Source organism: Mucilaginibacter terrenus (assembly GCF_003432065.1).
In the GTDB taxonomy this organism is placed as follows: Bacteria; Bacteroidota; Bacteroidia; order Sphingobacteriales; family Sphingobacteriaceae; genus Mucilaginibacter; species Mucilaginibacter terrenus.
This window is the reverse complement of sequence record NZ_QWDE01000001.1, coordinates 2,216,859-2,239,197: the sequence shown is the minus strand read 5'-3', so window position 1 is coordinate 2,239,197 and position 22,339 is coordinate 2,216,859. Positions and strand designations below refer to the sequence as shown.

23 protein-coding genes are annotated in these 22,339 nt (G+C 43.5%); 17 read left to right on the top strand and 6 right to left on the bottom strand.

Going from position 1 to position 22,339, the window contains the following annotated elements; translation table 11 throughout:
- The first annotated feature begins 75 nt into the window (after positions 1-75).
- The 6 genes from DYU05_RS10060 to DYU05_RS10035 all read left to right on the top strand — a co-directional run bounded on the left by DYU05_RS10060 (position 76) and on the right by DYU05_RS10035 (position 5,909).
- On the top strand, positions 76-2,553 hold the full coding sequence (locus DYU05_RS10060; RefSeq protein WP_117382802.1) for an outer membrane beta-barrel family protein: 2,478 nt from the start codon (positions 76-78) through the stop codon (positions 2,551-2,553).
- A 169-nt stretch (positions 2,554-2,722) separates the two neighbouring features.
- A complete protein-coding gene (locus DYU05_RS10055; RefSeq protein ID WP_117382801.1) occupies positions 2,723-3,091 on the top strand; it encodes a hypothetical protein in 369 nt (122 codons plus the stop codon).
- A 70-nt stretch (positions 3,092-3,161) separates the two neighbouring features.
- Complete coding sequence (locus DYU05_RS10050) at positions 3,162-3,548, top strand: hypothetical protein (RefSeq protein WP_133300211.1); 387 nt, start codon at positions 3,162-3,164, stop codon at positions 3,546-3,548.
- 50 nt (positions 3,549-3,598) lie between these two features.
- Positions 3,599-4,096: a hypothetical protein gene (locus tag DYU05_RS10045; RefSeq protein WP_117382799.1), complete on the top strand. Its 498-nt coding sequence runs from the start codon at positions 3,599-3,601 to the stop codon at positions 4,094-4,096.
- A gap of 169 nt (positions 4,097-4,265) precedes the next feature.
- A complete protein-coding gene (locus tag DYU05_RS10040) occupies positions 4,266-5,294 on the top strand; it encodes a hypothetical protein (protein ID WP_117382798.1) in 1,029 nt (342 codons plus the stop codon).
- 114 nt (positions 5,295-5,408) lie between these two features.
- Entirely contained in the window at positions 5,409-5,909 is a 501-nt protein-coding gene (locus DYU05_RS10035; RefSeq protein WP_117382797.1) for a hypothetical protein, read from the top strand.
- 293 nt (positions 5,910-6,202) lie between these two features.
- On the opposite strand, the gene DYU05_RS10030 is transcribed toward DYU05_RS10035, so the two are convergent.
- A complete protein-coding gene (locus DYU05_RS10030; RefSeq protein WP_117382796.1) occupies positions 6,203-7,999 on the bottom strand; it encodes a MutS-related protein in 1,797 nt (598 codons plus the stop codon).
- Positions 8,000-8,069: 70 nt separating this feature from the next.
- On the opposite strand from DYU05_RS10030, the gene rlmH reads away from it, so the two are divergent.
- Complete coding sequence (gene rlmH / locus DYU05_RS10025) at positions 8,070-8,543, top strand: 23S rRNA (pseudouridine(1915)-N(3))-methyltransferase RlmH (protein ID WP_117382795.1); 474 nt, start codon at positions 8,070-8,072, stop codon at positions 8,541-8,543.
- A gap of 82 nt (positions 8,544-8,625) precedes the next feature.
- A complete protein-coding gene (locus DYU05_RS10020) occupies positions 8,626-9,114 on the top strand; it encodes a VOC family protein (protein ID WP_117382794.1) in 489 nt (162 codons plus the stop codon).
- Between the two features lie 4 nt (positions 9,115-9,118).
- Here the strand turns inward: DYU05_RS10020 and DYU05_RS10015 are convergent, their stop codons facing one another.
- On the bottom strand, positions 9,119-10,027 hold the full coding sequence (locus DYU05_RS10015; protein WP_117382793.1) for a serine hydrolase: 909 nt from the start codon (positions 10,025-10,027) through the stop codon (positions 9,119-9,121).
- 44 nt (positions 10,028-10,071) lie between these two features.
- Here DYU05_RS10015 and lpxK point away from each other — a divergent pair, with 44 nt between their 5' ends.
- Genes lpxK through DYU05_RS10000 form a run of 3 tightly spaced genes read left to right on the top strand, consistent with a single transcriptional unit; the run spans position 10,072 to position 14,085 of the window.
- Positions 10,072-11,199 (top strand): tetraacyldisaccharide 4'-kinase, encoded by a 1,128-nt coding sequence (gene lpxK, locus DYU05_RS10010; protein ID WP_235853988.1) that lies wholly within the window; start codon positions 10,072-10,074, stop codon positions 11,197-11,199.
- Positions 11,171-11,986, top strand: a complete 816-nt coding sequence (locus DYU05_RS10005) for a purine-nucleoside phosphorylase (protein ID WP_117382791.1) — start codon at positions 11,171-11,173, stop codon at positions 11,984-11,986. The genes lpxK and DYU05_RS10005 overlap by 29 nt, the downstream gene beginning before the upstream one ends.
- Entirely contained in the window at positions 11,986-14,085 is a 2,100-nt protein-coding gene (locus DYU05_RS10000) for a putative porin (protein WP_117382790.1), read from the top strand. The genes DYU05_RS10005 and DYU05_RS10000 overlap by 1 nt, the downstream gene beginning before the upstream one ends.
- A 109-nt stretch (positions 14,086-14,194) precedes the next feature.
- Here DYU05_RS10000 and DYU05_RS09995 read toward each other — a convergent pair whose 3' ends face one another.
- On the bottom strand, positions 14,195-15,376 hold the full coding sequence (locus tag DYU05_RS09995; protein WP_117382789.1) for an asparagine synthetase B: 1,182 nt from the start codon (positions 15,374-15,376) through the stop codon (positions 14,195-14,197).
- Positions 15,377-15,629: 253 nt separating this feature from the next.
- Here DYU05_RS09995 and DYU05_RS09990 point away from each other — a divergent pair, with 253 nt between their 5' ends.
- The gene (locus DYU05_RS09990; RefSeq protein ID WP_117383019.1) at positions 15,630-16,067 is read left to right on the top strand and encodes a peptidylprolyl isomerase; all 438 of its coding nucleotides are present in this window, start codon (positions 15,630-15,632) and stop codon (positions 16,065-16,067) included.
- Between the two features lie 67 nt (positions 16,068-16,134).
- Positions 16,135-16,650: a DUF5606 family protein gene (locus tag DYU05_RS09985; RefSeq protein WP_117382788.1), complete on the top strand. Its 516-nt coding sequence runs from the start codon at positions 16,135-16,137 to the stop codon at positions 16,648-16,650.
- A 79-nt stretch (positions 16,651-16,729) separates the two neighbouring features.
- Here DYU05_RS09985 and DYU05_RS09980 read toward each other — a convergent pair whose 3' ends face one another.
- Positions 16,730-17,140 carry a Dabb family protein gene (locus tag DYU05_RS09980; RefSeq protein WP_117382787.1) on the bottom strand — a complete coding sequence of 137 codons (411 nt, stop codon included), beginning with the start codon at positions 17,138-17,140 and terminating at the stop codon, positions 16,730-16,732.
- Between the two features lie 34 nt (positions 17,141-17,174).
- The gene (locus DYU05_RS09975) at positions 17,175-18,092 is read right to left on the bottom strand and encodes a cation diffusion facilitator family transporter (RefSeq protein ID WP_117382786.1); all 918 of its coding nucleotides are present in this window, start codon (positions 18,090-18,092) and stop codon (positions 17,175-17,177) included.
- A gap of 119 nt (positions 18,093-18,211) precedes the next feature.
- Here DYU05_RS09975 and yihA point away from each other — a divergent pair, with 119 nt between their 5' ends.
- From yihA to DYU05_RS09955, 4 genes are all read left to right on the top strand, one after another.
- Entirely contained in the window at positions 18,212-18,841 is a 630-nt protein-coding gene (yihA, locus tag DYU05_RS09970; RefSeq protein WP_117382785.1) for a ribosome biogenesis GTP-binding protein YihA/YsxC, read from the top strand.
- 78 nt (positions 18,842-18,919) lie between these two features.
- Positions 18,920-19,306 (top strand): endonuclease domain-containing protein, encoded by a 387-nt coding sequence (locus DYU05_RS09965; RefSeq protein ID WP_117382784.1) that lies wholly within the window; start codon positions 18,920-18,922, stop codon positions 19,304-19,306.
- 51 nt (positions 19,307-19,357) lie between these two features.
- A complete protein-coding gene (locus DYU05_RS09960) occupies positions 19,358-20,212 on the top strand; it encodes a UbiA-like polyprenyltransferase (RefSeq protein ID WP_117382783.1) in 855 nt (284 codons plus the stop codon).
- Positions 20,200-20,802 (top strand): Crp/Fnr family transcriptional regulator, encoded by a 603-nt coding sequence (locus DYU05_RS09955; protein ID WP_117382782.1) that lies wholly within the window; start codon positions 20,200-20,202, stop codon positions 20,800-20,802. The genes DYU05_RS09960 and DYU05_RS09955 overlap by 13 nt, the downstream gene beginning before the upstream one ends.
- A gap of 12 nt (positions 20,803-20,814) precedes the next feature.
- On the opposite strand, the gene DYU05_RS09950 is transcribed toward DYU05_RS09955, so the two are convergent.
- The gene (locus DYU05_RS09950; RefSeq protein WP_117382781.1) at positions 20,815-22,179 is read right to left on the bottom strand and encodes a DEAD/DEAH box helicase; all 1,365 of its coding nucleotides are present in this window, start codon (positions 22,177-22,179) and stop codon (positions 20,815-20,817) included.
- Positions 22,180-22,339: the final 160 nt, after the last annotated feature.

Sequence of the window (22,339 nt, the reverse complement as noted above, 5' to 3'; positions counted from 1 at the left end):
ACTATTTTACATAAAAGGGAAATTTGCCTGTAACATTTTAGGCAATTTCGCCTCCAATTACCAAAATCAACAAATATGAGACGTATAATTTTACTTTTGATAATATTCTGTGCTTCTTACACGGCCAAAGCGCAATTCGGCGTAGGCGGTGGCGGCTCCGGTATTAAAGGAAAGATAAGCGGTACCATAATCGATTCGCTTACCAAAAAGCCGGTTGACTATGCTACCATCAGCCTTTTCAGCAGCAAAGGCACCGTGCCAAAGAACGGTGTACTTACCGATGATAAGGGTAAGTTTTCTTTCGATAACCTGAGCACCGGTAACTACAAAATTGTAGTGTCGTTCCTGGGTTACCAATCAAAAACTATCGATCCTATTACTACAACAGCCGGCAAGCCGGACTTTAACCTGGGTAATATTATTTTGTCGCCTAGCGCACGTGCTTTGAAAGAAGTACAGGTAGTTGGTCAGCAGGCGATCATCGAAAACAAGATTGATAAGATTGTTTACAATGCCGAGAAGGACCTCACCGCAGCAGGTGGTACCGCTACCGACCTGTTGTCTAAAGTGCCGTTGGTATCGGTAGATATTAATGGCAACGTATCTGTACGTGGCGACCAGAACGTGCGCGTGCTGATCAACGGTAAGCCATCAGGCGCTACTTCGGCCAGCTTAAGCGACGTATTAAAGTCTATTCCGGCCAGCCAGATCAAGAACATCGAGGTGATCACTTCTCCATCTGCAAAGTATGATGCAGAAGGTTCTGCAGGTATCATCAACATCGTTACCAAGCAGTCAAACGTATCAGGCTTTAGCGGCGGTATCAACACCGCGGTAGGTACCCGTCAAAATAACGGTAATGCGAACCTTGCCTATAACAAGAACAGGTTTAACCTAAATGCGAACATTGGTGGCAACGCATCATGGCCGCAAACATCTAAAACAGATTTCAGGCAGTATTTTGGTGAAGGTGCCAATATAGATTCGGTAATTACAACCGGCGAAAGCAGGCTGAAAAGGCATGCATTGGTAGGCTCGGTAGGTGCCGGTTACCAGTTCAACGGTTTTAATAGCATTAATACCACGTTCAAGTTCAACCAGATCAGGTTTGCTACAGATGGTTTCAGTAACACCATGTCCAACGCTCCTTACTCTGTAAACAGCAACAACAACAACCAAATTAATGGTTTTGACTGGAACTTGGATTACACGCATAAGTTCAAAAAAGAGGGCCACGAACTTAGCCTGTCCACGCAGTGGAGCCACAATACCGGTCTTACAGATTATACGAACGATTACAGCGCCGTTTATGCTGACGTGAAAAATAACATTGATGGTAAGAACAACGAGTATACCTTCCAGGTAGATTACACCTTGCCAATAAATAAAACGTTTAAGTTAGAAGCAGGTGGTAAATCTATCTTCCGCAGGTTAAACAGCGTGTCAGACTATTATAACTTTAATGGCGGCAACCTGGTACTTAACGACTCATTGACTAACCAGTACAACTACGATCAAAACGTGTTTGCAGGTTATGGCGTATTGACCACCACTCTTACCAAAGGTTGGTCGGTATTAACAGGTTTGCGTTTAGAGAATACTGACATTACCGGTGAGCCGATCAGCACTACGCAATCGCTTACCCCGTTCAATCAAAATTATAACACCTGGATCCCGAGCTTGACTATCCAGAAAAAGGTTAATGCGACTAATACGCTGAAGTTATCTTATTCAAAGCGTATTACCCGCCCAAGCTTGCAGTTCCTGAACCCGTTCCAGAACAGGAGCAACCCTCAGAACTTCCAGCAGGGTAACCCCGAGCTTAGTCCGGAAGTATCGCAAACAATTGAACTGGGTCTGAATAGCTTTATTAAAACCTCTATCTTAAACCTGTCTGTATACTATAAACGTACATCAGGTTTAATTGAAGGTATATCTGATACCCTTACGTTTAACAACAGGCTGATCACTAACACCGTTTTCCAGAACGTGGGTAACAACAATTCCTTTGGCGGTAGCTTTTTTGGTACCATCAACCCGATAAAAGCTATCACCATAATAGGTAGTATTAACGCTTACACCTACAAGCCCGATCCTACAGGCAGGTTTATAGCACAGCAAAGCCAGAACGGAACTTATATTCAATATAACGGCTTCCTGCGTGCAACTGCAACATTGCCAAAAAGCTTCCTGTTAGAGGCGTTTGCATTTGGCAGCGGAGCGCGCCGTACCATACAGGGTCAGCAACCTGCGTTCAGCATCCTTGGTTTTGGTGCACGCAGGCAGTTCATGCAAAAGAAAATGTCAGTTGGCCTGAACGTACTTAACCCTTTCTCGGAGTACAAAAACTTCAGGTCTAGCACTACAAGCCCTGGCTTTAGCCAGAGAAGCAATTTTGCATTGCCTTTCCGTTCATACGGTATCACATTTAGCTACAGCTTTGGTAAGTTAAACTTTAGCGGCCAGCAGCCTAAAAAAGGCGTTAACAACGATGACCTTAAACAAGGCGACCAGGGCGGCATGGGCGGCGGCGCACCAGCCGGCGGCAGGTAATCTGTGCCAACAATATCATTAAACAAAGAAAGCCTCCCGAATGGGGGGCTTTCTTTGTTTAAGATTGCTCTTAAACAGACTCGTTGATCGGAACCTACTGCACTGACGAGGCTTGATAATAGCAGCTTAACCGGATATTGTTTATATTGAACTTGTTGTTAATATTTAGATGAAAAAAACCTTAGTACTACTTTTTATTATTTGTGTCACCTTATTAGGATGCGGACAGGAAGCCACACCAAAAGACATTTTTGATTATTGGAAAGATCACGTTGATTTGAATATGGTCATAACAGATAAAAGTGATAAGCAACGCGACGTGACGTTGTATGGACGACGTTTAGACAATAATGATGATACATCATTCATGAATGCAACAGGTTATTTGTTGAAAATGTATGATACCATTCATATTGGGGATACCATCATTAAGCCTAAAGGAAAATACACAATGCATATAAAGAACAAAAATGGGGTAAAAGATTTGCCTTTTGAATATTCCGGAAATAAGATAGCGGATACTGTTCGAAACTATTAACCCCTTATTTAGAATTGCTGAATTTAGACAAAGCAATCTTTTACATGAAAGACGAAACAAAGGATTTAAGATGAGATCAACTTCAAGGCATTTACATTTTTTTTTATGCTTGATAATGGTGTTGAGCGCCTGCGACGAAAAATTTGATTGTACAAAGTGGGCAAATGGTTACAAAAATAAGGTGCAGTTTGCTATTATTTATAAATCGGCTTTTCGTAACGGCCCATTAATATATCTGTATGGAAATGATCTTCATACAAATGAACCTATAGAAGTATACGAGGGAAGTGGGCAATTGAGTCAAATTTACATGCAATTTAAACCGGGAGATACCATCATTAAAAAGGTTGGTCAATATAACACAATAATTAAACGTAAAAACACAACTATTTCACTGCCTGTTACTTGCTTTGATCAGAAAGAGCAAGCTGAAAAAGTTTATTATGACCAACCATAGTTTTAGTATCATCAGAGAATGGAATTATCCAGTCATTTTTTATGTAAATTATGAGGTCTAATCTAATCACCAGCTTAAAAGTGATTATTGCATTTTCTTTGATCTTGTTGCTTGGGTGCAACCAAATAGATAAGAAAGTTGAGTATCGATATGGAGATATGGTAATTACACGAATAGACAAGTCATCAAATTCCTATTTCTGGTTTGGCGTAGTAAAAGAAGGCGAGGATAAAGATCCTGACATAAAAATAAATTGGGGAGGGTTCGATGGCGGGTTCCGGGCTTATCTGATTTTTGAATCTGATCACGTGGAATTATTCAGGGAATACGGTTTTTTTAAAGTCGTTAAAGCAAACAGACATATAACGATATCTCACAAGTTTAAACATGAAACAGATGATTTTGACAACGTCAGCGCCATACATTGGATGGATAGTCTATCTGGGAGTTTTAAAAACGTCAGAATGATTCAGTCTCCGCCATACGAAAGCGAGCTTAAGGTCAATAAGGACAATCATTCTGAGGTTAATGCAGTTTTTTTGCAATGATGGGATTATAGAAAGTTGATTCAATCAGCGTCGTGATATTTTAATGCTATAAATGATACTAAACAGATGTTAAAGAACTAAAGATTATGAAGACCAGGGAACTACCATTCCATCTGGTTGTGATTTGTTTCAAATTAATCCTTAAATCTTATGAATATTACAGCTTATTATGAAAATAAGAACTCATCCAGTTGATATAAATACTTTCTGTTGTTTATCGCTTTGCCTGTTAATTGTATTTTTTAGTTGCTGTAAAGACGTTAAAAAACACGTACCTGAAACCCTAAAACAGCAAATAGCGCCGTTAAGAAAGACTCAACTAAAGGGAAGGTTTATTTCTTCTAATTCTGATTACATACTACTTGTTAAAGCCGACAGTGTGGATGAAGATGAAATTGTTCCGGGAACAGTTGAACTTTTTGACCTCAAATCAAATATGTCAACTATTGTAAAGCACTTTGAGGGTATCAATGCTGTCGATGGATTTTCGTATGCAGACTCTCTATTTTATTTATATTATGGTAACACTTTATATGAGTACAATCCTAAAAGAAAGAGGCTGAAGCCTTGGCTCAGTTATAGTAATAATACCTTTATCCAAGATGTAGACTTTGATTATACGGATTCTACAGTAGCTGTTTTAACGCAGGTTATAGTCAGCAAACTTAGCAAAGTGGAACTGCTTAAAATGCCAACAAAAGAGGTAGTTTACAGTCGGCCCATCAAGCTAAATTCATCTAACATCGATAATTCAAAAGCTAAGATATTTAAACGAAGACAAGCGGTGTTCTTTAATACCTCGAACCTCTTATATCATTTGTCGATTAAAACAAATTCCCTTAAGGTCCTGTCCAACCACCTAGCGTTCAACAACCATGCACTGTTTTGTGCTGATAAGTCCACTCTTTTATACTATAATGGCAACACTGATAATTCTAAGTTGCGCGCATTTGATATTAACAAGAACATTGATGAAGAAGTATTCAATTTAACACCATCAGACTTAGATCAATGTAATGAGTTTACATCTTTTCTACTAGCTGATCAGCCTGATAAGAAAAGTATTTATTTGCTTTCAGGTGCTAAAAGCTATCGTTGTATGGAAGGGAAATTTCTGCCGGTAAACCAAGTCATTCTGGCTAATTTTAAAAAGAGGAAACTCATCGCGACTAAATCGAATGAATTCATTATTGAATAGTTGCAATTACTTGTTGTCACCTGTCGTGGTGGATTTATTCTCCGGTTTATACATTAGCTTCACTACACATCGTCGCTATCGCTAACACAAGATCATTTTACACCCAATAAGTAAATGAAATCATTAATCACTTTTGCCACTGTCTTAATCTTATTCACATGCCAAACAGCCTCTGCTCAGGAGATAAAGTTGTTCAGGATATTTTATCGTGATACAGTCACGCAAAGAACAACCGTTAGGCGGCCTTTTACTTTTATAGGAGAAACTCCTTATTGGTCTAAACCAGAGAACCTGGACTTCGAGATAACCATTGATAAACGAGCGGTTAATACAAATGGAGTGTTGCAAATTTACGTAGAAGAACTATTACAGCCAAGCTCGACAGTTAAGTCCGCAACTGGTAACCGATGGCATTTTAACCGTGTACTGTTTTCAACCTCAACAAAACTGGCAACGCCAAGCGGGGTGATAAAGTGCTCAAACATTCCTTATCAAACCGCTTATTTTATTTCATCATTACTTTATCAAAAAATAGCATTTCGTATTGTAGCGTTTTACTTTAATAAAGCAACAAACAAAACCGAACAAGCTGTTAAAACATATTATTACGAGTAGTTACAGTACCAAATGTTTTACTTTCGTCTGGCTCCGCAAGTAATTTCGGCGTTTCATACCGGCTAGTGTATTAAAAGATTGTTACCAGCTGAAGTGTTACTGCCGGCTACTCACAGCCACTAAGCTTGCTGTAACATCAGCCAAAAAGTGCAAAAAAACCGTAACATACTTCCGAAAACTGTAACATGTTTAAACATCTATATTCTGTAATTAACTGTAAAACAGAATCTTGATGAATTTGACTCTGAAAAAAGTGTAACAGGTGTAACACCCTTTTTAGTGTTACAGTGTGTTTAGAAGTTTATGCCTATGCGCTTGAGTAGGAGTGACGCATTAAAGGTCTTGCATTCGCCGTGCTTCAGCTTATAGTCGAACAGCATTTCGCCTTCCTGCACCTGTATATCAAAGTAGTAGTTGCGTACGTATTTGGGGTAGGTGTCTTCTAACCGCGCTATTTGCAGGTCGTGCGTGGCCACCATGCCAACGCCTTTCTTGCTGATGAGCTGTTCTATTACCGCTTTAGACCCTAGGTATTTGTCAACGGAGTTGGTACCGCGCAGCATTTCATCAATCAGGAAGAATACGTGGTCTTCGTTCTCTACAGCTGCAAGCAGCATTTGCAGGCGGTCGAGCTCGGCCTTAAAGGTGGAGGTGCTCTCGTTAAGGGAATCCTTAATGCGCATGTAGGTAACCACCCGTATCACGGAAACGCGCATAGCAGTAGCATACACCGTTGCGCCTGCCAGCGCAAGTACCGTATTAATGCCAATAGTGCGCAGGAAGGTACTTTTTCCCGCCATATTGCTGCCGGTGATGATATCTATGCTGAAGCTGTTATTCAGCTCATAATCATTTGCTACAGGGTTAGTGCGGATAAGCGGGTGAGCTATGTTAGTGGCCGTTAAAGTATAACCATCGCTTTCGACTATATTAGGATAAGCCCACGTTGGATAATTAGTAGCTAACGATGACAGGCTGATAAGTGCTTCGAACTCAGCAATTACGTCAAAGGCTTCTTCTACGTATTCGCAGTTAGCGCGTTTCCAGTTCTCTATAGCAATGATCTGGCGAATATCCCACAGCAGGAATGCGTTGAGTATAACGCCCACAATCATGTTTAGATGATAGTTGAGCTTATTAATGAGTTTGGAAAGCTCTTTAATGTTCGTCGAAGTTTGATTGGCCTTTAGCTTTTGTGCCAGTCCAATATTTAGCTCCGCGGACCAGCTTTGAGATTCTATTTTACTGAACGCCGCCGCGTAGTTGCCCAGTGTCTTGCCGATCTTATCCGCCACTACATCAGCCTTGCGGATGTAGGCAGCTTTGGAGAACACCACGCCCAGGTTAACCAACGCGATTAATACAGCAATTCCCTTTGCTACCGGGTAAAATAGCGTTACAATGATGGCAGCTGCCAGCAACCAGGGTGCAATTGCGGCGTATTTGCTTAAGCCTTTTTCTCCTGACATACCCAAAGGCAAGTGCAGGAACTTGAAAAGATTTGTTAGCCTGTCAGGCTCTTCACCATTAGCGAACAGGAGCAGGGCCTGTGTTTCCATTTTCCAATCGCCATTGGTGCTGATCTCCCGGACAGCCGCCTGCCGCTGCAAAACGGTTGCTTTATTTGTAGGCGACTTTAGCCACATCGCAAGTTTGTAATTGCCCGTAGATGTCGCCGCACGGTTTACTAGCTGGTAAAGCGATGAAGGCCCGAAGATGTCTAGATCTGAAGTGTAAAAGTGTTTATCGTTGTTGTATTGGTCGCCATTATTGTACAGGTTTGCACCGGAAGTTATGCTATCTGTCTCGTTACGATTTACTGTTTGCAGGTTTAAATAATAGTTTCGCTGACGCTCGTACTCGCCCTGCCGTGCTACCAGCCAGGCAAATGCAGCAAGTAAAACCACAAATGCTGCTGTAAGCACCACAAAGCTTTCCAGGGTAATAGTAAGATATATTGCAAAAACCATTAGCGCGAACACACCAAGGCGCAGCAGGGAATACGTGTTAGCCAGCTTCTTATACCTGGCTGCTTCGTCGCCGGCGTTTTTACTGGCTTGTTCGTATGTGTTTAATATATCCTGTTCCATCAACTGTGATATTTTGAATAGCTTTGTACCGTCTCAATTTTACAATAAATAGCTAACATTTCTGCGCGAAATGAAGATCACTTTTATAACCGTTGGCAAAACCGAAGATGCTTACCTTAAAGATGGTATAGACAAATATGTTAAACGGCTGAAACATTATACTAAGCTGGAGCTGATAGACCTGACCGAACTAAAGAATACAAAGGCGCTTACTGAAGAACAGCAGAAAGCCAAAGAAGCGGAGCTGATACTGAAAAAGGTAAATGCAACCGATCATCTTATATTGCTTGATGAAGCAGGGCAGGAGTTTACTTCCGTGCAGTTTGCTAACTATTTGAATAAACGCGCGGTATCATCATCGGCAAATCTGGTGTTTGTGGTGGGCGGTCCTTATGGGTTTGATGGGTCTGTTTATCAGCGGGCGAACGACAAACTATCTTTAAGCAGAATGACCTTCTCACATCAAATGGTAAGATTGTTTTTTGTTGAACAATTGTATAGAGCTTACACCATCATCAAAGGAGAGCCCTACCATCACCAATAATAAATGTTTAAACATTTATTACTTTGCCGTTGCAGTTTTTGGGTGGATAAACATCTACCTTTATCTTGTTAAAACAATAACAATGAGCGATTATAAAATTCCTGCGCAAACCCGTATCGGTCATGTACATTTAAAAGTAAGCGATCTGCAGCGGTCACTGGCTTTTTATTCCGATCTGCTTGGTTTTGAATTGGTGACGATGTATGGCGATCAGGCTGCTTTTATATCCGCCGGTGGGTATCATCATCATATCGGACTAAATACCTGGCATAGCAAAGGTGCCGCACCAGCTCCTGAACGTGCACCGGGTTTATATCACACTGCAATTCTTTATCCTGAACGGAAAGATCTTGCTGCAATTTTACAGCGACTGATAGATGCACGTTACCCGCTGACAGGCGCTTCAGACCATGGTGTATCAGAAGCCTTATACCTGGATGATCCGGATGGGAACGGGGTTGAACTTTACTGGGATCGCCCAAGGGATCAGTGGCCGTTAGATGATGCAGGTAACCTCACTATGTATACGCGCCGGCTTGATGCAGAGGGATTACTGGCAGAGCTAAAGTAATAGGCTACTCGTTCAACATATACTTGTCTATTCCGGGCGCTGGTTTCCAATTGCTTTTTGGCTCGAAGTAATGCCACAACATAGCTGAAATTTTCTTGATGAGCTGAGATGCCTCGTTGTCGGCCGTCCAGCGCTGGTCGGTATTATTTTTTGTTGTGATAGAAAAAACATAGTCGCCATGCGGTGCATTCACCAAAACGGTTTCAGATTTCGCGTCATCAACAGCTCCTTGTTTTGAGATTGCCTGTACATAGGGCGGTATTTGCGATAAGGCTTTCTCATCCCAATAAATGCGGTTTAACGTACGGTACATACGCTCGCTTGCTGCCCGGCTAACTGCCTGACCGTCGCGTATCATGGTAAACAGCTTGCACATTTCGTACGGCGTTGTTACACCCCAGCCATACCGCTTTTGCATTGCTTCGCGGCCAGGTACCCGTGAGTTTACCCGCATACTTTTAAATCCGTTACTGTCCAGCCAATTGTTTATATGCTGACCGGTCACCAGCTTTTGCAGCCATAAGCTTGCAGTGTTATCGCTCATCGTGATCATCAGCATGGTAACTTTGCTCAGCATTATGGTGTCTTTGTCTTTGAACGACCCGAGGATATCCTCCCCGGCATATAAAAGGGAATCGCGATAGGCAAGTTTCTGATTGTATTTAAGTTCGCCGTGTTCTATTTTATCCATCACCCCGGCCAGTATACTTACCTTAATCATGCTTGCCGTAGGGAAAAGAGTATCTTGGTTTATACCCGCAGTTTTGCCCGTTTTTAAGTTATGCACGTAAATGCCTGCCTGCCCGTGAAAACCCGCTACCGCTTCTTTAAGCTTATCGGTAAGTTTTTCATCAGTTTGCGCATAGATGATTGATGGGGCGGCCAGCAGCAGGAAGACAAGTATTTTCTTCATTGTAATTGATCAACGATGCCTAAGTTAATTAAAATGCAATAAACATGCTGTGCAAAGACGGACTGTTGCAGCATTGCATAGCAGATAAACGGGCTTTTTCTATCTTTACCCATCTTATGAAGTACCTGCGTTGGCTTTTGTTACCATTCTCACTTCTTTACGGAGTTGCAGTGGTTGTACGCAATTGGTGCTACGACGCGGGCTTCTTCAAGTCCCGTGAGTTTGATATGCCTGTTATAAGCGTTGGCAATTTGGATGTGGGCGGCGCAGGTAAAAGCCCTATGACAGAGTACCTTGTGCGGTTATTAAAAAGCTCTTGCAGAACAGCAACATTAAGCCGGGGTTATGGACGAAAAACAACGGGTTTTGTTTTAGCAGATTCAGGCAGTTCGCCTGGAAATATCGGAGACGAACCAGCCCAGTTCAAGCAGAAGTTCCCGGATGTAACAGTTGCTGTTTGCGAGGAGCGTGCAACCGGCATAGATAAGTTAAAGGCTGACCATGATGTTATTATATTAGATGATGCATTCCAGCACCGCAGCGTTAAGCCGGGCTTTAGCATATTACTGTTCGACTACAACAAACTCTTCGACCCGCACTTCCTGTTACCCGCCGGAAACCTGCGCGAACCTTTTAGCGGCAAGTGGCGCGCCGATATGTTTGTGATCAGTAAATGTCCTTCACATCTTACTCAAGAGGAGAAAACCAGGTGTTATTACCGCGTAGCTCCTCACCATGGTCAGCCGTTATTCTTTTCGGCCATTAACTATTTGCCTTTACAGGATATTCACGGTAATGCCATTCAAGATACAATTGATGTGGATACCACCGTGTTCCTGCTTACGGGCATTGCAAATCCAATCCCCCTGTACACTCATCTGAAAACCTTTACTCAGCATATCATCCATCATAATTATGCCGACCATCACCAGTTTACGTTGAAAAATATCGCTAAACTTGCCAATACTTTTAATGCCTGCCCTTCACAAAAAAAGGTGATCATCACAACAGAAAAAGATGCGCAGCGTTTAGGTGTACGTGACTTGGCCCCGGCTATCGCCAAATTGCCCATAAGCGTGTTGCCTATAGGCGTTGAATTTCTGGATAACAGCGGGCACGAGTTTGATAAATTAATACTGAATTATGTTAGAGAGTATACAGAACACAACTAATTATATAAAGAAACGGATTGGTGATTTTGAGCCGGAAGCCGGTGTTATACTGGGCACCGGACTTGGCGGTTTGGTGTCGGAAATAGAGGTAGAAAAGCAGCTGATGTACAGCAATATTCCGGACTTTCCTATGTCGACCCTGGAGTTTCATTCCGGTAAACTGATATTCGGTACACTCGCCGGGAAGAAGGTAGTAGCAATGCAAGGCCGGCTGCACTATTACGAAGGATACAGCATGCAGCAGATAACATTGCCTGTGCGGGTGATGAAGATGCTGGGGATAAAAACCTTGTTTGTTTCTAATGCGAGTGGTTCGCTTAACCCCGCAATAAAAAAGGGCGACCTTATGGTAATTGACGATCATATTAACCTGCAGCCCATGAATCCGCTTATAGGCAGGAATGACACCGAACTTGGTCCGCGTTTCCCCGACATGAGCCAGCCTTATAAACGTGAGCTCATAGAGAAAGCGCTCCGCATTGCTGCGGCAAACAACATTACCTGCCATAAAGGTGTTTACGTGGCTGTTACAGGCCCTAACCTGGAAACGCGTGCGGAATATAGATACCTCCGTATTATTGGCGGCGACGCCGTAGGTATGAGCACTGTGCCGGAAGTAATTGTTGCCAACCATATGGGGTTGCCTGTTTTTGCTATTTCGGTATTAACAGACGAAGGTTTTACAGAAGAGCTGACTCCGGTTTCATTGGAAGAGATACTGACAGTGGCTCGCGAGGCTGAGCCAAAAATGACGCAAATACTTAAAGAACTTATAGCAGGGCTTTAATGGCGCATAAGATTAAATACCTGTTACTTCTTTTGTTTTTTGCTGCGGCAGGAAAGGCTACCGCGCAGGTGCGCCCTACTTACCCGGGGCAAACGCCGCGCGAACCTGTTTATAGCCGTGATACATCACGTAATGTGAGGCGCAATAATGGGTCAGATAATATCGACTCGTTGCGTAAGCGGGAAGAGAACAAGAAGGATTCGGTTGTATTCACCTCTAAGTTTATAAAGGTGACTAATGAACGGCTCCTGGCAGATAGCACCCAGCTGTTTCCACTGGATACCGGTTTGGTAAACTTCGAGAATTACAGTCCGTTAAATCAACCCCGTAATCCAAAGATACACTTAGGCTACTTGGGAACGCCTCAACGCGACTTGTTGTTCAATCCGCGCAAAACAATAGGTTTTGATGAAGGTATGCACGCGTTAGACGCTTATTTGGTAAATCCGCAAGATTTAAACTACTACAATGCCCGGGCGCCTTACACGCTGCTTTCGTTATCAAGCACCTTTGGCAGTAGTGTAGAGCAGTATTTTAAGGCGCTGCATACACAAAACGTTAAGCCAAACTGGAACGTTGGCTTTTTGCTAAACTTTAATGGCTCAAGAGGTTTTTACAGCAGTAACAATGTATTAAGCCAAAACGTAAGCGGGCTGAATGCCGGAGTGTTCACCTGGTATCACTCGGTGAACCAGCGTTACAACCTCCTGGGCAATATTCTATTTAATAACTTAAAAACACCGGAAACAGGTTCGCTGGTACGTGATGATATTTTTACAGGAGCGTCTTCGTTTGATAAAACTACTGAGCCTGTTCGTCTTCCCAGCAGCTATACTAACTGGCGTAATACAGGGATATATGTAAAGCAATCCTATTACATAGGGCATATAGATACCCTGAAAAAAGGGCTTGCAACTACAAATGTGCTGCCTACCCAGCGGGTGGCTTACACGCTTTACTACAATACCCGTAAGTACAATTACCTGCAAAATTCGCCGGATACTTATGGTGTGTTCCCTGATTACTTTTTCAGTGCCGCCCACTCCCGTGACTCACTCAACGTTACACACCTGCAGAACGAGTTTTCGTACAGTTTTTACCTTCGGGGTAAAACAACCAGCCTGGTAAAGAATGAATTAAAACTGGACGTTGGCCTGGCGCAGGATTATTACAAATACTCGCAGTTTGTAAGCGATACAGTTATAAACGAGTTTGGCAGAAAAGTGTTAAAGCCATCAAGAGTACAAAACGAATCCTTTCAGAACATTACACTTAAAGCCAAGCTTGGTTACCGCTTTAGCGACCGGATAAACCTGGATGGCGACATCAGGCAGATAGTACAGGGACGCAACTTTGGTGACCTTTTGTACGATGCTAAACTTACCCTTGCGGGCGGTAGAAAAGCCGGGCGAATAGTACTGGGTGCATACCTGCAAAGCAGCTCTCCGGGACTTATTTATAATGATTGGATAAGTAATCATTACATCTTCCATAACGATTTTGATAATCAAAAGATAACCAACCTGTCCTTTAATTACATCAACGACGCCTTGAGACTTGATCTGAAGGCAGAGTATTTCCTGATAAGCGATTACCTGTACTTTGCATCACCCAACGGCGGAGTGGATGTTAGTCCGCAGCAATTTGGCGGCAGTATAAATATGCTTAAGCTTAGTTTAGGTAAGAACCTTACGTGGCACAAGTTCCATTTTGATAACTATATAGTTTACCAGAAAACAGACAATCAGAACCTGTTGCGCACGCCCGAAGTTTATACCTATAGCAGCCTTTACCATAACTCAACATTATTCAATGTTTTGAAATCAGAGTATGGAGTATCGGTAAGATATAACACACAATACACTGCACCATCTTATGCAGTGGGCCTGGGCCAGTTTTATAACGGTGCTAATGTTACGTTCTCGTCCTACCCAATCGCAAGTGTGTTCTACAAGGCTACATTGCAGCGTACCAACATATTTGTTCAGTACGACTATGCCAATCAGGGACTGTTCAGTCGTGGTTATTACACGGTCAACCGTTATCCCCAGCAGAACGCTATCCTGAAGTTTGGCGTAGCATGGACATTTTATAATTAATTGCCGGTTCCCGAGAGAACAACCCTCTAATCCCCTGAAGGGGGAACTAGATTTACTGTTCAAAATTACATAGGAATTATTGTCATTCCCCCTTTAGGGGGTTAGGGGGCTAAGTCTTCTGCTTCTTCTTGTTTGCTGCAGGGAATAACACGTTATTTAAAATTAAACGATATCCCGGCGAGTTGGGATGCAGCTTCAAATCGGTAGGCGGGTCGCCAACGGCGTGCTGGTAATCTTCGGGGTCGTGGCCACCGTAAAAGGTCCACTGGCCTTTGCCATATTCCCCATGTATGTAGCGCGCTTCGTTGCCGGTTTTCATTTCACCCATTATGGTCACACCCGGTTTAAGGCGGTTCTTATTAAAGGCAGTTGTAAGCCCCATAAAGCCCTTAATTACTTTGTCATGATCCTGCGTGAGCATGCTGGGCACTACATCCCACTTGGCAGAAAAATCGAATAAGGTAAAGAAATCCCGAGTGCGTTCTACCTGTCTGGTGGGTGTTACATCTATATTGCTGAACTGATGCGATTCGGGGTTCATGTCGATCTGGAAATTTTGAAAAGCAAAAGTTTGGCTGAAATCCAGCTTAGATTGTGCTCCGGGATCAGCGGCATCTCCGTCGAACATAGGGCCGCAAATATCTGTATTTGCCGCAGCCAAGGCAATGTCGAAGGTATCGGTACCGCTGCACATCGCAAACAGGAACCCTCCTCCGGCGCAAAAATCACGTATATGTTGCGCAACTGCTAGTTTCATCTGAGACACCTTTTGGAAGCCCAGCTTTCTTGCCAGTGCGTTTTGGCCTTTAACATCATCGCTATACCATTGCGCGTAACGGTAAGCTGCATAAAATTTGCTGAATTGACCGGTAAAATCCTCGTGGTGCAGGTGCAGCCAGTCGTACTTAGGCAGGTCGCCTTTTATTACTTCCTCGTCGTAAAGTACATCGTAAGGTATTTCGGCGTATTTAAGCACCATGGTAACTGCATCATCCCAGGGCAGCTTGGTCTTTGGTGAGTAAACGGCCATTTTAGGCGCTTTCTGCAACTTAACCAGGTCCATGTTAACAGAAGGGTCGGTTACCTCTTTTAATATCTCGTTCACCCGGGCGTCGGCAATTACCTCATAACTAATACCGCGTATTTTACATTCCTCTTCCAGTTTTTGCCCGTACTTGGTTATAAAACTGCCACCGCGATAATTAAGCAGCCAGTCCACTTCCTCGCCGTTTTTCAGCACCCAAAACGCAATACCGTAAGATTTCAGGTGGTCTTTTTGCTCCTCATCCATAGGAATAAGAATGGATGATGCCCGTGTGAATTGAGTTAAAAGCAGAAAGGCAAAAGCTAATAGAAGTTTCCTGGTAGCTAATCGGAAAGTATTATAAGGACGATTTTTACTCACGTTTAGATGCTGATATTCAAATGTAACGAATAAAAGGATAATGTATTACGATAACCAAATTGGTGTAACTGTATTGAAACTCAAACTTTCCCAATCCCGTCAAAATACCTACCTTTGCCAACTGTTTAAATTAATAACAATGAGCAAAGCAATAATCAAAACCGAAAAGGGCGACATGACCGTTCAATTTTATGACAAAGATGCGCCTAATACTGTGGCTAACTTTTTAAGTTTGGCCAAATCAGGTTTCTATGATAACGTAACGTTTCACCGCGTGATCCCTAACTTTGTTATACAGGGCGGCGATCCGACAGGTACGGGTGCAGGTGGCTCTGGCACACGCATTGATTGCGAACTAACCGGCGATAACCAATACCATGATCGTGGCGTATTGTCAATGGCTCACGCTGGCCGTAACACCGGCAGCTCACAATTCTTTATCTGCCACAGCCGCGATAACACTGCTCACCTCGACCGTAACCACACCGTGTTTGGTAAAGTTATAGAGAACGTGGAAGTGGTTGACGCTATCCGCCAGGGCGATAAAATTTTAGGTGTAGACGTAATAGAGGAATAAGACAGTAAATGGTAACAGAAGGTGCTATTTAATAGCGCTTACTGTTGGCTACTCACAACAATAAAGCATGAATTTACAGGGAATAGTTGCGGTATCAGGAAAGCCGGGTTTATGGAGAGCGCTTGCGCAAAACAAAACCGGTTATGTACTGGAAAGCCTCGACGCGCAAAAGACCAAGCTGATTGCAAATTTATCAACTGCAAAGCTGGCGGCATTGGCCGAGATCACCATCTTCGGGATAGAAGGTGACATCAAATTAGTAGATATTTTTGAAGCGATGAAGAGCACCACTGTGCCTTCAGTGAAAGACGACGGCAATAAACTGCGCAAGTTCTTTTACGAAGTTGCTCCTGATCACGATGAGGAAAAGGTATACTCGTCTGACATCAAAAAGATTATTAACTGGTATCTGATCTTAAAGGATATGCCATTGTTTAATGAGGCTGACCCAACCGTAGCACCTGAAGCTGCAGAGGAGCCGGTAGCTGCCGAGCCTGTAAAAGAAGAAACACCTGTTGCTGAAGCTGCTGTTGAAGAAGCTCCCAAATCAAAAGTTAAGAAAGCTCCCGCTAAGAAGGCGTAAGCTGATAAAGCAAGCAAAAAGCCCCGGTAGAATTTCTGTCGGGGCTTTTTATTTAATGGTTTTTGCAGAGCGTTAAAGCCTACACATCTTTTGCATCATACACGATTACCTTTTCCCAAAGGTGGCTGCAATCTTTTATGAACTGCTGATGTATAGGGTGGCTTTGGTAGGTGGCCTGGCCTTCCAGGTCTTTAAAGAACATCAGTTCAGATACTGCCCAGCTGTTATCTACCACATCCCGTTTTTCGGTGCTGGCAACAACGCCTATGCGCAGTTCTTTAATGGTCTCTATCTTACGCAGGGTTTTCAGTCCGGCTATTATCCTTTCGCGGTCTTCTACCGAACCGGGGTTCTTCAACCAGAAAAATACATGATGTACTATAGGGTATTTGCTTTCCATATTTATTGTGGGCATTGCGTTTGCTATTGCGGTACCCGCGGCAACAGTTGCAGCGGTAGCGATGAATTTACGACGGGAGGTTGGTTTCATGGGTGTTAAATGGATAGCAATTTAATAATTATCCTTAACACTTAGGCTGTTCACACTTTTCATCCTCAAATTCAGGCTCAAAAGTGCTGTGGCTTATAGACAGGTGCTCCAGTCGATGGCGCAGATCGTGCTTTATATCGTCAAACATTACCATATCTTCCTGCTTCATTACCAGGTGGGCAGTAAGGGCATTTTCAGTAGTACTCAGTGCCCAAACATGCATGTGATGTACGTCTACCACACCTTTAGCTTTTTTTAGTTCGGCTTTTATTTTGGCCAGGTCCATTTCTTTTGGGACGCCGTCCATCTCCAGTCGCAGGCTGTCCTTCAGCAGGCTCCAGGTACCGGTTAATATCACTATACCGATGATGATGCTTACAGCGCTATCAACCCAATACCAGTTAGTGAAGTAGATGACAATGCCGGATATCACAACGCCTAACGAAACGATGGCATCTACCGCCATGTGTAGGTAAGCGCCCTTAACATTAAGATCCGAGTCTTTATCTTTAACAAACAGCCATGCTGTAAACGCGTTGATGGCTATCCCTGCAAACGCCACCCATGCTACTGTGGTGCCGGCTACACCTTCGGGGTGAATAAACCGCATTACCGCCTCGTAAACTATAAAGCCTACTGCAACTACCAATATCACCGCGTTAAAAAAGGATACGATAATGGTAGAGCGTTTGTAACCATATGTGTACGTACTGTTAGATTTTGCTTTAGCCAGCTTAAATGCCAGTAGTGCCAGCGCCAATGACGCCACATCGCTGAGGTTATGGCCTGCATCTGTTAGCAGCGAGAGTGACCCGCTAATGAGGCCAGCGATCACCTCTATAATAACGAACGCCGAGTTGAGAACTATACCCCAGATGAACGCAGCGTTAAGGTGGTCCAGCTTGGGGGCGTGGTCATGATGGTGTTCGTGCGAATGATCGTGGCTGTGCATAATGTAAAGGTAAATCAAATTTCATTATCAGCCCAAAGCTTTAGTCAACCCAGCGTAGTAAGTAGCACGTGGCATTTAGGTTAAGGTTATATTAAAATGTAAAACCCTACCTTTGCATAATGGTAATAAAGACCGCCGATTTCATTTGCAGCAATACCCAAATATCCAGGTTGCCGCTGCCGTTAAAACCCGAGTATGCCTTTATAGGAAGGTCTAACGTGGGGAAGTCGTCGCTTATTAATATGCTTACCCAAAAGAAAGGGTTAGCCAAAACCTCGCAAACGCCCGGTAAAACGCAGCTCATTAACCATTTTTTGGTTAACGACAACTGGTACATTGTCGATCTGCCGGGTTATGGTTATGCCCGCACTTCTAAAAGCAACAAAGAGGACTGGAACAAATTTATACGTACCTACCTTGATAAACGCGAGAGCCTGCAATGCGTTATGGTGTTAATAGACAGCCGGCTAGATCCGCAGAAAATAGACTTGGAGTTCTGTAATTGGTTAGGCGAAAAAGGCTTATCATTTGTCACCGTATTTACCAAGGCTGATAAGCAGGGCAGCATTAAAACAGATCAGAGCGTAGCAAAGTTCCGTCGTGCTCTTTTAGGCTATTTTGAAGAGGCACCCCCATACTTTGTAACCTCATCAGAAACCATGATGGGCCGTGATGAAGTGCTTGGGTTCATAGATGACATTAACAAAAACTTTACTCCCCCTAAGTTTGATGGGGAGCATTATAAATAGAAGTATGTACGTGTCTTTTGGTGTTTCCCCTCTTGAGAGGGGTTAGGGGTGTGTTAATGAAGGCTAATAAATAATTTGATGAAGCGTGTAATAATTCCTTACAACTCCAAACTAAAGTTATTAGCCCGCAAACTAAGAAATGAAAGCACCATTGGAGAGATATTGCTGTGGAAGGAATTAAGAAATAAGAAGTTTTACAGTTTTGATTTCCACCGACAAAAACCGCTGCTGAATTATATTGTAGATTTTTATTGTTATGAGTTAAATTTGGTAATTGAAATTGATGGCAGCTACCACGACAACGAGGAACAGCATGCATCTGACGTTAGTCGTGATCTAGAACTTGCCAAATACAATTTGACCGTTCTGCGTTTTACTGAAATGGAGATAAGGCAAGATATACTGAATGTATTTAGAACTATAGAAATGCACATAGAGGCGCAAGGTTTCAATATTGACAAATAAAAAGTTAGAAAACACACCCCCAGCCCCTCTCAAGAGGGGACATAAAAACACATGAAGAAATACTTTTCGCTTGTAACTTTTTCTCATACCATATTTGCAATGCCTTTTGCATTTATAGGTTTCTTTCTGGCTGTTACTACCACCGACCATAAGTTCGAGTGGCAGAAACTTGTAATGATGCTGCTTTGTATGGTATTTGCCCGCAACTCGGCAATGGCCTTTAACCGATACCTGGACCGGAATATCGATGCTAAGAACCCGCGCACTAAGCAACGCGACATACCCGCAGGGCGGATAAGTCCTGCAGCTGCTTTAACCTTTACACTGGTCAACTGCGCTTTGTTCATCCTGATGACGTGGTTCATCAATCCACTGTGCTTTTATCTTTCGCCAGTAGCGTTGCTGGTAGTGTTGGGTTATAGCGCTACTAAACGTTTTACAGCGCTTTGCCACATGGTACTGGGTGCCGGCCTATCATTAGCGCCAATTGGTGCTTACCTGGTTGTTACAGGTGCTTTCGCGCTAACGCCGGTTTTCTTTTCGCTGTCGGTACTGTGCTGGGTAAGCGGTTTCGATATCATCTATGCTTTGCAGGACGAGGAGTTCGATCGTAACGAAAAGCTGCATTCCATTCCAGCATGGATGGGCAAGGTAAATGCACTCAGGCTATCTACATTCTTGCATGTATGCTCGGCCATATTTATATTAATGCCTGTATTTTATACTAACGTAGGGCTGTTGTATTACATCGGTATAGCATTCTTTTGCGCCATGCTTATTTACCAGCACCTGCTGGTTAAACCTAACGACTTGAGCCGTGTAAACATCGCGTTCATGACCACAAATGGGATTGCCAGCGTGGTGTTTGCAGGATTCTTTTTGCTTGACAGAGTATGGATGCGCTAACGTCGGCTGAGTTAGATACCTTTCGCGAAGGCATTAAACGTTACGTCGACTTTAATGAGGCTGAGTGGATTGTTTTTACCCAGCACCTTACGGAAGTTAATCTAAAGAAAAAGCAGCATTTTGCCGAGCCTGGAAAGGTTTGCAACCATATTGGGTTTGTTTTGCAAGGTTCGGTAAGATATTACCTCGTTAAAGATGGTGTCGAGATCACCGGCTACTTCAGCTTTGAGAATGAGTTTGTAAGTTCGTACAAGAGCTTTTTAACACGTGAACCTGCCCTCAACTATATACAGGCATTGGAGCCGAGCCACATATTGCTCATAAGCCACGCCAATCTCCAGTTGATGGTCAATAACCCGATGCTTGCTTATAAGATGGAGCGCTTTGGGCGCCTGATTGCGGAGTATTATCTTATTTGTTACGAAGAACGTATGAGCGATTTTATCACCCACACGCCTGAGGAACGCTATCTTAAACTCCTGCGAACAGGTAAAGATATATTGCAGCGTATGCCGCAGCACTATATTGCAAACTTCTTAGGAATAACGCCAGTATCGTTATCCCGTATCAGGAAACGTATACTGGCGTAAAATATATTCTTTTTAGTACCTGCGACCTGACTTGGCTGCACCGCTCATTCCGCTGTTGCCGCCTGCCTTGCTGCTGCCACTGCCGGTACGGCTATTGCCATTGCGGCTGTTCCTGCCACTGCGATTACCGCCGCCATTGCCGTTACTACGACTGCTGCGCCCAGATCCGCCGCCTGCACTGCCTTTCTTTGCAATGCTGATGGGTTTTCCATTCATGCGCGACTCTATAAGCTCCATGCTTACAGGGTAAGGGTGCCCTTCTTCAACAGGGATTTGCTTAGCAATCAGCTTATGAATGTCTTTCAGGTATTCCAGTTCTTCTTCGCCATCACAAAAAGAAAATGCTATACCGCTTGCACCGGCACGGCCGGTACGGCCAATACGGTGTACATAAGTTTCCGGGATGTTTGGTAGCTCGTAATTAATAACGTGCGTAAGGTCATCTATGTCAATACCGCGTGCAGCAATATCTGTAGCGATAAGAACGCGTGTGGTGCGGTTTTTAAAGTTTGTAAGTGCCCGCTGGCGTGCGTTCTGCGATTTGTTACCGTGGATAGCCTCGGCAGTGATGCCTGCCTTGACCAGGTCTTTTACCACCTTATCTGCCCCATGCTTGGTACGGGTAAATACCAGTACGGTTTTAATGGTCTTATCTTTTAGTACGTGCAGCAGCAACCCGCGCTTGTCGTTCTTCTCTACGTAGTAAACCGACTGCTGTATTGTATCAGCTGTGCTGGATACCGGTGCAACTTCCACACGAGCAGGGTTATTTAGGATGCTGTCTGCAAGGTGCTGGATCTCCTTTGGCATGGTCGCCGAAAAGAAAAGCGTCTGCCTTTTTGCAGGTACTTTAGCGATAATTTTTTTTACATCGTTCACAAAACCCATGTCAAGCATGCGGTCGGCCTCGTCAAGGATAAGTATTTTGATGTGCTGCAAGCTAATAAAGCCCTGCTGCATTAAGTCCAACAGGCGGCCGGGGGTAGCTATCAATATATCTACGCCACGACGTAAAGCATCAACCTGCGGATTTTGCGATACACCGCCAAAAATCACCAGGTTCTTTAATCCGGTGTTGCGCCCGTAAGCAGTAAAGCTCTCGCTAATCTGGATAGCCAGTTCGCGGGTAGGGGTGAGTACAAGCGTTTTAATGGTTTTTTGTTCGCGGTGCTGCTGCCTGTCCTGATATAATAGCTGCAGGGTAGGTATAGCAAAGGCCGCTGTTTTACCGGTACCGGTTTGCGCGCAGCCAAGCAGGTCGCGGTTTTGTAGTATGTAAGGTATTGCCTGTTGTTGTATTGGGGTTGGGTTGGTATAACCCTCTGTTTGCAAAGCCTTTAAAATAGGCTCAATTAATTTAAGATCTGTAAATAACATGTAATTGTATTGTATCGTAATGCTGATGCGCCGATCAGTGAATTATGAAGAGTAAATGGTATGATACCGTAATGAACGGCTTTTAATTATCGCAAAGATACGTTTTTAGATGCAATGATAGGCATGTCCATATTATTGTGGCTGATGGCTGACAAGAACC